The sequence below is a fragment of the Serratia sp. JSRIV002 genome (assembly GCF_019968725.1).
Lineage (GTDB): Bacteria > Pseudomonadota > Gammaproteobacteria > Enterobacterales > Enterobacteriaceae > Chania > Chania fonticola_B.
In genome coordinates this window covers 1,265,084-1,277,770 of the sequence record NZ_CP074143.1, presented here as the reverse complement: position 1 = coordinate 1,277,770, position 12,687 = coordinate 1,265,084, and the positions used below count along the sequence as shown (strand labels likewise).

General features: G+C 55.4%; 13 protein-coding genes. 1 reads left to right on the top strand and 12 read right to left on the bottom strand.

The genetic code is table 11. The annotated features are described in order from the left end of the window. Positions 1 to 87 precede the first annotated feature (87 nt). From crl to gpt, 3 genes are all read right to left on the bottom strand, one after another. Positions 88 to 489: a sigma factor-binding protein Crl gene (gene crl, locus KGP26_RS05790; RefSeq protein ID WP_021805586.1), complete on the bottom strand. Its 402-nt coding sequence runs from the start codon at positions 487 to 489 to the stop codon at positions 88 to 90. A 60-nt stretch (positions 490 to 549) separates the two neighbouring features. Continuing rightward, positions 550 to 1,797, bottom strand: a complete 1,248-nt coding sequence (gene frsA, locus KGP26_RS05785) for an esterase FrsA (RefSeq protein ID WP_021805587.1) — start codon at positions 1,795 to 1,797, stop codon at positions 550 to 552. Positions 1,798 to 1,964: 167 nt separating this feature from the next. After that, positions 1,965 to 2,423 (bottom strand): xanthine phosphoribosyltransferase, encoded by a 459-nt coding sequence (gpt, locus tag KGP26_RS05780; RefSeq protein WP_021805588.1) that lies wholly within the window; start codon positions 2,421 to 2,423, stop codon positions 1,965 to 1,967. A gap of 336 nt (positions 2,424 to 2,759) precedes the next feature. On the opposite strand from gpt, the gene pepD reads away from it, so the two are divergent. Continuing rightward, positions 2,760 to 4,220, top strand: a complete 1,461-nt coding sequence (gene pepD / locus KGP26_RS05775; RefSeq protein WP_021805589.1) for a beta-Ala-His dipeptidase — start codon at positions 2,760 to 2,762, stop codon at positions 4,218 to 4,220. Positions 4,221 to 4,284: 64 nt separating this feature from the next. Here the strand turns inward: pepD and KGP26_RS05770 are convergent, their stop codons facing one another. The 9 genes from KGP26_RS05770 to KGP26_RS05730 form a co-directional block, all read right to left on the bottom strand. Beyond that, positions 4,285 to 5,298 (bottom strand): hypothetical protein, encoded by a 1,014-nt coding sequence (locus tag KGP26_RS05770; RefSeq protein ID WP_223665141.1) that lies wholly within the window; start codon positions 5,296 to 5,298, stop codon positions 4,285 to 4,287. Between the two features lie 87 nt (positions 5,299 to 5,385). Further along, complete coding sequence (gene dinB, locus KGP26_RS05765) at positions 5,386 to 6,444, bottom strand: DNA polymerase IV (RefSeq protein ID WP_021805591.1); 1,059 nt, start codon at positions 6,442 to 6,444, stop codon at positions 5,386 to 5,388. A gap of 482 nt (positions 6,445 to 6,926) precedes the next feature. After that, the gene (nqrM, locus tag KGP26_RS05760; protein ID WP_223500932.1) at positions 6,927 to 7,154 is read right to left on the bottom strand and encodes a (Na+)-NQR maturation NqrM; all 228 of its coding nucleotides are present in this window, start codon (positions 7,152 to 7,154) and stop codon (positions 6,927 to 6,929) included. Positions 7,155 to 7,159: 5 nt separating this feature from the next. After that, a complete protein-coding gene (locus KGP26_RS05755) occupies positions 7,160 to 8,173 on the bottom strand; it encodes an FAD:protein FMN transferase (RefSeq protein ID WP_371824936.1) in 1,014 nt (337 codons plus the stop codon). A 24-nt stretch (positions 8,174 to 8,197) separates the two neighbouring features. After that, the gene (gene nqrF, locus KGP26_RS05750; protein WP_021805594.1) at positions 8,198 to 9,421 is read right to left on the bottom strand and encodes an NADH:ubiquinone reductase (Na(+)-transporting) subunit F; all 1,224 of its coding nucleotides are present in this window, start codon (positions 9,419 to 9,421) and stop codon (positions 8,198 to 8,200) included. Positions 9,422 to 9,436: 15 nt separating this feature from the next. Beyond that, the gene (gene nqrE / locus KGP26_RS05745) at positions 9,437 to 10,033 is read right to left on the bottom strand and encodes an NADH:ubiquinone reductase (Na(+)-transporting) subunit E (RefSeq protein WP_021181925.1); all 597 of its coding nucleotides are present in this window, start codon (positions 10,031 to 10,033) and stop codon (positions 9,437 to 9,439) included. A gap of 6 nt (positions 10,034 to 10,039) precedes the next feature. After that, positions 10,040 to 10,669, bottom strand: a complete 630-nt coding sequence (locus KGP26_RS05740) for an NADH:ubiquinone reductase (Na(+)-transporting) subunit D (RefSeq protein ID WP_021181926.1) — start codon at positions 10,667 to 10,669, stop codon at positions 10,040 to 10,042. Beyond that, positions 10,662 to 11,456 (bottom strand): Na(+)-translocating NADH-quinone reductase subunit C, encoded by a 795-nt coding sequence (locus KGP26_RS05735; RefSeq protein WP_223498971.1) that lies wholly within the window; start codon positions 11,454 to 11,456, stop codon positions 10,662 to 10,664. The genes KGP26_RS05740 and KGP26_RS05735 overlap by 8 nt, the downstream gene beginning before the upstream one ends. Then, positions 11,446 to 12,687: an NADH:ubiquinone reductase (Na(+)-transporting) subunit B gene (locus KGP26_RS05730; RefSeq protein ID WP_021181928.1), complete on the bottom strand. Its 1,242-nt coding sequence runs from the start codon at positions 12,685 to 12,687 to the stop codon at positions 11,446 to 11,448. Before KGP26_RS05730 ends, KGP26_RS05735 begins: the two co-directional genes overlap by 11 nt.

Below are 12,687 nucleotides of genomic sequence, written 5' to 3'. Positions count from 1 at the left end.
AAAGGAATGCATGACGTTGTAACAGGAGAGACGCGTTATGCCAACAGGCACAACGCGATTTCGGCGTAAATTTGCGGGGGAATTGATTTAGGCGGAGAGTTTTATCGGCTGTTCAATGAAATCATCGGCGGGTTCAAGCTTCAGCTCCATGGTGGCAAGCAGTTCACCCAGGCGACGATGGAACACGCGCAGCGTGGTTTCCAGCTTCTCTTTCACTTCAGCGTCTTTAATCTTTTCCTCGTTCCAACGCCCTTCCTTGTCAAACAGACCAAAGTGGTAGCTATAGGTGAAACGGGAATTATCGGCCTGCAGTTCGATCCACCAGCCCCAGAACTCGCGTTTTTCCGGTACTGGCTTGACGTTGACGCAGACCGCCAGGCAGTCAAAGAAAAAGCGGTCGTTCTCACATTGCCCTTCGCGCAGGTACGGCCCCAGGCTGGCAAAGCGTTTCATTAGTCGGCTTTTAGGGTGGCCACTCGGTAGCGTCATTTTTCAACCTCCACAATGTAGTCCACCCTTTTTAACAAACTGTTAAAAATTAGCAACTAGTTAGCGCATTTTATCTCTTAGCCAATCACAAATTTGCAGTAAGGATTGATGGAAACTCTGATAAACCGGCGTACGCGGGATGGCGATCAGTTTGCCGCTCAGCGAAGAAGACGCGATCAGCTGCGACTCTTCTTTGGGGCTAAGCGGATCCTCATCCCAATAGGCGGCCAGCATCGGCGTTGGGCAGCGGCGGCCCAACAGCCCCTGGGTTTTCAGGGAATAACGGTTCAACTCGGTTTTCAGCACGCTGTCAGAAGCGTTGGCCATACCCATGCGGCTAGCCAGCACGTCCATATACATATCCGGCACGTGGTCCTGGCATTTCAACTCACAGAGCAGGCTATGCACCACCGGCCCAACGCAGGCCACACCGCGCAAACGCTGCGACTCCAGATAGGCCAGGCGTACCGCCACGTTGGCACCAAAGCGGAAGCCGAAGGCGCTGACACGCGTATGGTCAACCCAGGGCACGGAAGGCAGTTGAGCCAACACCTGCTGATGCAGGAAGCTGGAGTCTTGCGTCAGCTTCCACTTATAGGATGAACCGATGGACGGCATATCGATGGTCAGCATCGCAATGCCGTGCGGCGCCAGATAATCACGGAACAGGCGGTGGTAATCGGTCTGCAAGGTATCCAGGCTACCGCACATCAGTACCGTTGGATACGGCGCCTGGCCGTTATCTGGCATATGCAGGAAGCCGGTGATGGAACTGCCGCCCTCAATGGCGAACTCCAGCTCTTTTAGCTGGTACGGCAGCAGCAATGCGGCTTCTTCATAGGCGCGATTGGAGAGCACCTCTGCCTGTTCGGCCAGCTCATCCCCTTTCAGATGCGGATAACCGGCAATGCTGTAGAGATTGGCGGCATTCAGCCAATACTGCCCGCCGACCAGCGGATCTTGTTGCTCTAATGCCCGCTGCTGCCACAGCATCCCCTGGCGCACCCATTCGTAGATCCAGTTGCCGTTTCGGTAACCGACCACGGTATCCAGCAGGTGATCGTCGCTATGCTCTGCGTTAGAGGCCGCAATGCGCGCCAACACTTCGCTGATCTCCAACGGATCGGTGCCGCGCCAGGTCCACAGCAGATGGTTGAGCATGCGATACCAGTTGCCATCGGTGTCCCCCTCCAAGGCGGAGTGCATATCAGCACCTACCGCATGATGGGCACGGGTGACTAACGTCGAGGTTTCGACATGTTTAAATGAAGGTTTGAACAGAACTTCGGAAAGGTTGGCCTGTGCCATGGTAACAACAGCCTCCTGAGACTTACATCAAGGCTTGAATAGCCGGGATATCTAGGTGCTAGTGTACCTAACTCTGGAGGTAGAAGGCGGGGAATTTACCGAATTTGACGAAACCGCTGGATAAACAACAACGCCCGGTATTGCCGGGCGTTTGAAGCAGAAGCTGATTAACGGCCGCCGATTGGTGGCACGAAGGTCACCGCCATATCCCAAGGCTGCTCGATCCAGGTGTCCTGCGGGATATCAACCACGTAATCGTCAACCAGCGGGCGGCCAGCAGGCTTGGCGAAGATGGTCACGAAATGGGCTTTCGGGTACATGTCGCGGATCGCTTTGGCGGTGCCGCCGGTATCCACTAAATCGTCAACTACGATAAAGCCTTCACCATCGCCCTCGGCGCGCTTGAGCACCTTCATTTCGCGTTGGTTGTCATGGTCATAGCTGGAGATGCAGACGGTATCCACATAACGGATGCTCAACTCACGTGCCAGCAGTGAAGCAGGCACCAGGCCGCCACGGCTTACGGCAATGATGCCTTTCCATTGATCGGCAGGCAGCAGGCGGTGAGCCAGTTTGCGCGCTTGCATTTGCAACATATCCCAGGTAACAACGTATTTTTCGCTCATAGAATGGTGTCCCAGCCAGCAATGATGTGGCTTACTCAGTAGTTCAGGGGGAAAAAAGGTTGCGCGAGATTATAGAGACTGCGCGCCACGAATACCAGTTGAACCGAGGCGTTGATGCGTTTTTCCTGTGAATATCCTTGTGACGAGCCGCGTGGCTTATCGGCGCAACCGCCCGTAAAACGGGGAACCCAAGCCGATAAACAGCGTCATACGGGGCGCGCACAGCCGCGAATAAAATGATATTCTCAGGCTCACGTGCCTGAAGCACAGATAGCTACTCACCCTAACCGCACAGCATTCACTCCTTGCTGAAAATGCTGTCACAGGAGACTTATAGTGTCTGAATTGTCTCAACTTTCGCCACAGCCGCTGTGGGATATTTTTGCCAAGATCTGCTCAATCCCACACCCTTCTTACCATGAAGAAGCGTTAGCGCAGCACATCCTCGACTGGGCCAAAGAAAAGAACCTGCATGCCGAGCGCGACCAGGTCGGCAATATTCTGCTGCGCAAGCCTGCCACCAAAGGCATGGAAAACCGCAAGCCGGTAGCGCTGCAAGCGCATCTGGATATGGTGCCGCAGAAGAACAACGATACGGTTCACGATTTCACCAAAGACCCGATCCAGCCTTATATCGACGGCGAATGGATCAAGGCTCGTGGTACCACGCTGGGTGCCGATAACGGCATCGGTATGGCGTCTGCGCTGGCGGTGCTGGCCGATGACAGCGTAGAGCATGGCCCACTGGAAGTCCTGCTGACCATGACGGAAGAAGCCGGTATGGACGGTGCCTTTGGCCTGCAGCCAAACTGGTTACAAGCCGACATCCTGATCAACACCGACTCCGAAGAAGAAGGCGAAATCTACATGGGCTGCGCCGGGGGGATTGATTTCATCACCACCCTGCCGCTGCAACGTGAAGCACTGCCAGCCGGTTACCAAACGCTGAAGCTGACCCTGAAAGGGTTGAAAGGCGGCCACTCCGGTGCCGATATCCATCACGGTCTGGGCAACGCCAACAAGCTGCTGGCCCGTTTCCTGTTTGCCCATACGCCTGAGCTGAACCTGCGTCTGCTGGAGCTGAACGGCGGTACGCTGCGTAATGCCATCCCACGTGAAGCCTCTGCCGTAGTAGCCGTTCCGGCTGCCAAAGCGGATGCGCTGAAAGCCCTGAGCCAGCAATTCCTGGCTACGCTGCAAAACGAACTGTCTGCCAAAGAGAAGAATATTACCGTTCTGCTCGAGCCAGCCACCACCGCTTTGCAGGCACTCACCACAGACTGTCAGAGCCGCTTGGTGGCACTGCTCAACGGCACCCCTAACGGCGTGATCCGCATGAGCGACGAAGTGAAAGGCGTGGTAGAAACTTCGCTGAACGTTGGCGTGGTGACCACCAGCGAGCATGAAGCCGAAATCATTTGCCTGATCCGCTCCCTGATCGACAGCGGTAAAGACTATGTGGTGGATATGCTGACCGCCTTGGGCCAACTGGCCAACGCCAAAGTGGCCCCGAAAGGCGGCTATCCGGGCTGGCAGCCAGATGCCAAATCTCCGGTGATGCAACTGGTACGCGAAACCTACCAGAAGCTGTTCAACAAGACGCCAAACATCATGGTGATCCACGCCGGGCTGGAGTGTGGTTTGTTCAAGAAGCCTTACCCACAGATGGATATGGTGTCGATTGGGCCGACCATCACCGGGCCGCACTCGCCGGATGAGCAGGTGCATATCGCCAGCGTTGGCCAATACTGGACGCTGCTGACCGCCTTGCTGAAAGCGATTCCTGAGCGCGGATAAGATATTGGGCCCAGTTTAACGCTGGGCCCAATAACTCAGTTGAAAAAACTATCGGCCCTACCTGTCAGGATTGCGTTTCCTTGTTAGCCAGATTGCCGCTAATTTCATTCATCTGCGACTGTATCAGCGCTGCGCTAACCGGTGGCAGCAGGAAAGCAAACAGGATTATCAGCCAGGTCTTATACCTTGCTTGTTGCCCATGGCTTTCAATTATCGCCCGAAGAGTATCGTTTAGCGTGGAGAAAATTGCTGGCGTGACAATAGGCACAACAAAAGCCGACCACCCAGCCCCTCTAGGGGTTAGTAGTGTCGCAGATTGGCTATAGTTTCTGATTTCCGCATGTATTTTTACCAACCAATAAATATTGTAAAACGGCACAAAATACAGCAGGAAGGTCATTCCAGGTTCGCGGTATGTCGGCGTAAGAGGAGCAGCCTGCCGTATCGGCGGCGCCACATTAAATAACTGTGGTTTCATCGGCATCAACAACAATGTGCCAATGATCGCCGGTGTCGCTAATACTGCAAAAAAGTTTGTTGGATTGCCAAGCAACAGATCCATATCAAAAACCCATCCTGCCAGAGGCGCAATGGATAAATTATTCAACAACTTCAATGTTGCCATCAACCCAAATGCCAAGACATAAGTTTCTGTACTGCCGACTGCACCAGCAATAAATGCAGGGATGATCAGTATGATAGCCCCTATCCCCAGCCCTATCAGCATCTCTCCGGCCATCAGCGCAACAACGTTTTCCACATTGAAACAGAATAATGCTATACCCAGTAAATAGAAGGCACTAAACAGGTACAGTAAATAGTAGCTTTTCATCCGGCTGGCTATCCAGGCCAGAATCACACCAAATAAAAAACCGGCCTGTTGGAATGAAAAAGCGACGCCAATCGTTGAATAGGATAAACCTGAACTTTGCTTCATATAAAGCGCCGAATATATGCTCAAGATATATTGACTCGAAGCAATAAAAACAAAATAAAAAACCAGTCCCCAAAATCGATAGCTACAGTGTAAATCGGCCCACGTCCATTTTGTTGCGGACGCCTGGTGAGTCTTTTCCATTGTTCCTGCTTCCCTGTAAGGATATAACCAAAAAAATAAGCGTTGATTGTACCTAGGCTAGTGCTTTAAACATACTCGTTTTTCACCTCACCACGTCAGTACCAACTGCCGCTCCAACTGAGGATCGAGCAGCGTTACGTGTAGGCCAACCAGGCGCACACCTCGCCCTTCCCTCCGCTCCTGCCATGCCTGGCGGGCCACGTTGAGCAAGTCCTCAATATTGAGCACCGGCCAAACGTGCTCCTGGGTGGTTTGCTGGAAATCCTGGAACTTCAGCTTTACCCCTTGGCGGGCGATATGCAGATCTGGTTTGACCTTGCGCAGCCGCATTTCCAGCTCGGGGTAGAGCTTTTCAACGATCAACGCCTCGCAATCTTCCCACTCATGAATATCGGCCACCAACGTTCGCTCAACCCCTACCGATTTGCGTAAACGATCGGGAGACACCTCACGCTCATCGATACCCTGGCAGCGTTCCCACAGCACCCGGCCAAACTTGCCGAAGCGCTTTAACAAATCGGCCAGATTATAGTTCTGCACATCGGCGCAGGTGATTAGCCCCACCTCTTCCAACCGTTTGGCGGTGACCTTGCCCACGCCGGGGATTTTACTTAGCGGCAGCTGCTGCAAGAAAGCGGGTACCTGCGCCGGTGTGATGACATATTGGCCGTTTGGCTTGTTCAACTCGGAGGCTATCTTGGCGAGGAATTTGATCGGGGCAATGCCTGCCGAGGCGGTCAGGTTCAATTCAGCAGCAATTTCCTGGCGGATCTGTTGGGCAATCAGGGTGGCGGAGCCGTTGCATTGGGTGCTGTTGGTCACGTCCAGATAGGCTTCATCCAGAGAGAGCGGTTCTATCAGCGGGGTATAGCGGGCAAAGATTTCACGGATATGCAGCGAGGCTTCTTTATAGGCCGCCATGCGGCCCGGTAATAGCGTCAAGTGCGGGCATAGCTTGAGCGCCGTGGCGGTGGGCATAGCGCTATGCACGCCATAACGGCGCGCCGGGTAGTTGGCGGTGCTGATCACACCACGCCGATCGGCGCTGGCACCGATAGCCAGCGGGATATCGCGCAGGCTGGGGTTGTCGCGCATTTCTACCGCTGCGAAGAAGCAGTCCATATCGACATGAATGATTTTACGCATCGCGCCTCCAATAACACTGTATAAGTATACAGCCAATTATTAAAAGCTCAATATGGAGAGTGTAGACTAGTGACGCCCCTCACCCTAACCCTCTCCCACATGGTGAGGGGACCGAACGTGCCACAAATTAGCTCCCGCACCTGACCGCAACTCCGCACTAGCCCCCCTCCCCCCAAACAAGTGTTCATGAGGTACTCGGTATGTACATTGGGAGAGGGGACCGAACGTGCCACAAATTAGTTCCGGCACCTGACCGCAACTCCGCACTAGCCCCCCTCCCCCCAAACAAGTGTTCATGAGGTACTCGGTATGTACATTGGGAGAGGGGACCGAACGTGCCACAAATTAGTTCCGGCACCTGACCGCAACTCCGCACTAGCCCCCTCTCCCCAAACAAGTGTTCATGAGGTACTCGGTATGTACATTGGGAGAGGGTTGGGGTGAGGGGCTGTGCAGCGCCCCTACATGGAAAACCAGTGTGGCTAGAGAATTCGGTGTTTTTCCAGCATCTCGCGGCGTTGCGCTTCCTTCGCCATACGCTTTTTGCGCACATCGCAGGGCTCCGGGCAGTCGCAGACCTTCTCCACCCCCAGCGCGGTAATGCCGCCACAGCTGCCCTGCAAGGTTTTGCGCTTGAACACATAGCCCAACGACATTCCGCCAACCACCAGCAGAAACAGCACAAAGGATGCTGCGAACATCGTCAACATAACGTCTACCCTTTCTTCAGATAGGGTTTGAACGCGTCGGAATAGCGCTCCTCAAACCCCTTGGCGGTTTTCACGATCATAAACACCGGGATCCCCAGCAGGTTGGCCAGTGCCATACCCCGCTCCGGCCCCATCACGTTTAACCCGGTAGAAAGCCCGTCCGCCGTCATACACAGCGGGCTGATCACCGTGATCGACACTAAGTTGTGGCGGATCGGTTTACCGGTGAGCGGGTCGATAGTATGAGAATAGCGCACTCCGTCCTGCTCGAAGTAGTTTCGGTAATCCCCGGAGGTCGCCATCGCCATCTCACCCGGTTCGATCACCAGTTGCGCCTGCTGCTCCCCCCCGGCGGTTGGCCGTTCGATAGCAATGCGCCAAGGCTTCTTCTCACCGTTATGGCCACGGGTACGAACCTCCCCGCCAATATCAACCATGTAGTTTTTGACGTGCTGCGATTGCAGGTACTGGGCAATCACATCAACGCCGTAGCCTTTGGCAATGGAAGAGAGGTCGACATAAAGTTCAGGAATGCGCTTGACCAGCGCATTACCTTCCACCGCCAGCTTGTCGATCCCCGTCCAGTTGCGGCGCTGATCCAACTCGGTGGCGCTCGGCACTTTATCCGACCGCCCTTCCGGGCCAAAACCCCACAGGTTCACCAGCGGCCCGACTGTCACGTCCAGCGCGCCGTCGGTCACACGGTTGATGCGCAGCGCTTCCAGCACCACTTCCGTGGTGGCAGCAGAAACCGGGAAAGGCTTGTCCACTTCCCGGCTGGCGTTAAAGCGGCTCAGCTCGGAATCAGGTTGATAGGTCGACATCTGATCGTTAACCTGCACCAGCCGTTTGTCGATCTCCGCTTGCAGCGTTGCCACCGAAGGCGTTCCGTCCCCAGGGAGATAACTGATCGAGTACGACGTCCCCATGGTTTTGCCACGCAGGTTTTCCTGCTGCGGTTTACAACCGGTCAGCAATACTGCGGTGGCCAGGGCCACCACCATCATCCAAGCCTTCATTCCATCGCCGCCTACAGCTCGCATTTAACCACCAAAGTCATCGAGCATGATGTTTTCATCTTCCACGCCCAAGTCCTTCAGCATCTTGATCACCGCCGCGTTCATCATCGGCGGCCCACACATATAGAATTCACAATCTTCCGGCGCTGGATGGTTACGCAGATAATTTTCCAGCAGGACATTATGAATAAAGCCGGTGTAGCCCGTCCAGTTATCCTCTGGCTGTGGATCGGAGAGCGCCACATGCCAGGTGAAGTTTTCATTCTCTTCTTGCAGGTGGTTGAAGTCGTCCTCATAGAACATCTCGCGCAAGGAGCGCGCACCGTACCAGAAGGTGATCTTGCGCTTCGATTTCAGGCGCTTCAACTGATCGAAGATGTGTGAACGCATCGGCGCCATACCGGCCCCGCCGCCGATAAAGACCATCTCGGCGTCGGTGTCTTTGGCAAAGAACTCGCCAAACGGCCCGGAGATGGTCACCTTATCCCCCGCCTTCAGCGACCAGATATAGGAAGACATAATGCCCGGCGGCACGTCCGGGTTGCTCGGCGGTGGCGTAGCGATACGCACGTTGAGCATGATGATGCCTTTCTCATCGGGATAGTTGGCCATTGAATAGGCGCGCACCGTCGGCTCTTTGACTACCGAACGGTAACGGAACAGATTGAATTTATCCCAGTCGCCACGGTATTCCTGCGGCACGTCGAAATCGGCATAGCTGACTTCATGCTCGGGCGCTTCGATCTGGATAAAGCCGCCAGCGCGGAAAGGTACATCTTCCCCATCCGGAATGCGCAGTTTCAGCTCTTTGATAAAGGTGGCTTTGTTATCGTTGGAGATCACCTCGCAGTCCCATTTCTTCACGCCGAAGATCTCTTCCGGCAGCTCGATTTTCAGGTTCTGCTTCACGTTAACCTGGCACGCCAGGCGGCAGCCCTCTTTGGCTTCACGCTTGCTGATATGGGAAAGTTCGGTTGGCAGAATATCGCCGCCGCCCTCTTTGATCACCACCCGGCACTGGCCGCAGGAGCCGCCGCCACCACAGGCCGAGGAAACAAAAATCCCCTGGCTGGACAGCATGTTCAGCAGCTTGTCCCCCGCTGGGGCGGTAAAACTCTTGTCTTGATCGCCGTTAACCTCAACGGCAATGTCACCGGTGTTCACCAACTTGGATTTGGCAAACAGGATCAGTAACGCCAGCACCATCACGATGCAGGTAAACATCACCACGCCTAAAATAATTTCCATAAATGCTTCCTGCCTTTACAACTGGACGCCGGAGAACGACATAAAGCCCAATGCCATCAATCCGGTGGTAATAAAGGTAATGCCCAGGCCACGCAACCCGGCTGGCACATCGGCATACTTCAGTTTTTCACGGATCCCCGCCATGGCAACAATCGCCAACATCCAGCCAGTGCCGGAGCCAAAGCCGTACACCACGGATTCCATAAAGTTGTAATCACGCTGGACCATGAACGACACGCCGCCGAAAATGGCACAGTTCACCGTGATCAACGGCAGGAAGATCCCCAAGGCGTTGTAGAGCGCCGGGAAGAAGCGATCGAGGATCATCTCCAGGATCTGCACCAGCGCCGCAATCACGCCGATAAAGGTAATGAAGTTGAGGAAGCTCAGATCGACGCCTTCCACCAGCGCCCCATCACGCAGGATCAGGTTATAAACCAGGTTGTTGACGGGTACCGAGATGCCAAGGACCAGCGTCACGGCGATCCCCAAGCCAAACGAGGTAGAGACCTTCTTCGACACCGCCAGGAAGGTACACATCCCCAGGAAGAACGCCAGCGCCATGTTCTCAACGAACACCGCACGCACAAACAGGCTGATATAGTGAGCCATCGGCGGTTACTCCTTTTCTATCTGCGCTGGCTTGAGGGAACGCAGTCCCCAAATCAGCAGGCCGATGATAAAGAACGCACTCGGCGCCAGCAGGAACAGGCCGTTGGGCTGATACCAGCCGCCGTTCTGCACCGTTTCCAACACCGTAATGCCAAACAGCTTGCCCGAGCCGACCAACTCGCGCAGGAAGCCCACCAGGATCAGGATCACGCCATAGCCCAGCCCGTTGCCGATACCGTCCATAAAGCTCTCAATCGGTGGCGACTTCATGGCGTACGCCTCGGCGCGGCCCATCACGATACAGTTGGTGATGATCAGCCCGACGAACACCGAAAGCTGTTTGGAGATTTCAAACGCATAGGCACGCAGCAACTGATCGACCACGATCACCAGCGAGGCGATGATCGTCATCTGCACGATGATGCGCACGCTGTTGGGGATATGGTGGCGGATCAGCGAAATAAAGAAGCTGGAAAACGCGGTGACCAGGGTGACCGCAATCGTCATCACCACCGCCGTTTCCAGCTTGGTGGTCACCGCCAGCGCCGAACAGACGCCAAGCACCTGCAGCGCGATCGGGTTATTGTCAAACAGCGGCCCCAGCAGGACCCGTTTAACCTCTTTGGAATCAGCCATTTTTCAGCGCTCCTTCACGAACTTTCTGCAGGAATGGGCCAAAGCCGTGCTCGCCCAACCAGAAATCAAACGTATGCTGTACGCCGTTAGCGGTCAGCGTCGCGCCGGACAGGCCATCCACACCGTGGATATCCCCTTGCCGCGCTCCGCCCTTCACAATGCGGATTGCCGGGTTGCCGTTGTCATCAAACAGCTGCTTGCCAATCCACTGTGCACGCCAGTTGGCGTTCTGGATCTCGCCGCCCAGCCCCGGGGTTTCACCATGCTGATAGAAACTCAGCCCGCGCACCGTATTGCCATCAGCATCCAGCGCGACAAAGGCGTACATCATCGACCATAGGCCAGTGCCGTAAACCGGCAACACAATCTTGTCCACCGCTCCGCTTTCGTCGCGCACCAGGTAGATTTCCGCCTGATTGCTACGGCGGCGGATACCGGCCAGATCCTGCTCGGCGGTCAACGCCCGACTCTTGGCATCGCTGCGTAGCGCGGCGGCCAGATCGAAGGTGCCCGCATCGCCAGGCACAAACTCACCGCTGTCCAGATCCAGCAAACGCGGTTCGATGCGCTTGCTAAAGGTGGCTTTCACCTGTTCGCCAGTCATCCCCGGTTGCAGTAAACCGGCTACGTCCAGGATATTGCGCTGCTTATCCAGCAACCGCTGTTCCTGCTGTCTGGATTGCAACCCAACGGCGGAACCCGCGACCACCACAGAACACACCAGACACAGCAGCAGCACTACCAGCAGCGTTTTGCCAATGCTGTCATTTTTAGATTCATTCGCCACGTGCTTTTCTCCGCTTGATGTTGGCCTGCACCACCAGGTAATCGAACAGCGGTGCGAACAGGTTAGCGAACAGGATCGCCAGCATCATGCCTTCCGGATAGGCCGGGTTGACCACCCGTATCAGCACGCACATCACGCCGATCAGGATGCCGTACCACCACTTCCCTTTGTTGGTAAACGAGGCGGAAACCGGGTCGGTAGCCATAAACACCATACCGAAGGCAAAACCGCCCAGTACCAGATGCCAGTACCAAGGCATGGCAAACATCGGGTTGGTGGTTGAGCCAATGGCATTGAACAGATACGCCGTGGCGATCATGCCAATCATCACGCCAGCCACGATGCGCCAGGAAGCGACACGGCCAAACAGGATAATCGCCCCGCCGATCAGGATCATCAGGGTTGAGACTTCCCCGATCGAACCAGGGATGTTACCGATAAAGGCGTCCATCCAACTGATGGATTGTCCGGTGGTGACGTTGGTCAGGCTGTGAGCTCCGCCAGCGCTCCATTGCGCCAACGGTGTCGCACCGGAAAAGCCGTCTGCCGCGGTCCACACCAGATCGCCAGAAATCTGCGCCGGATAGGCAAAGAACAGGAAGGCACGCCCCGCTAAAGCCGGGTTGAGGAAGTTACGCCCGGTGCCGCCGAAGATCTCCTTGGCGACTACCACACCAAAGCTGATGCCCAGCGCGGCCTGCCATAACGGCAGGGTTGGCGGCACAATCAGGGCAAACAGAATGGAGGTGACGAAGAAGCCTTCGTTGATCTCATGTTTGCGTACCATCGCAAACACCACTTCCCAGAAGCCGCCCACCAGGAATACCACGGCGTAGATTGGCACGAAGTAGGTCGCACCGAGCACCATCTTGCTGATCCAGCCCGCATCCGCGCCGAGCGTTGCCCCAAGCATCTGTGCCAACCGGTAATGCCAGTCCCCCGCCAGCACCTGTTGCAGCTGATCGCCACTGTACAGATGGTGCAATGCAGGAATGGTCTGCTGGCCCACGTTATACATGCCCCAGAACATGGCCGGGAACACCGCCAGCCACACCAGGATCATCATGCGTTTCAGATCGATGGCATCACGTACGTGCGAAGCCCCGCGCGTTACCGTGCCGGGGGTGTAGAACACCGTAGCCGTTGCTTCAAACAGCGGGTACCACTTTTCCAGCTTGCCGCCCGGCGTGAAGTGATGCTCAATCTTGTCAAAAAAATTCTTCAGGCCCAT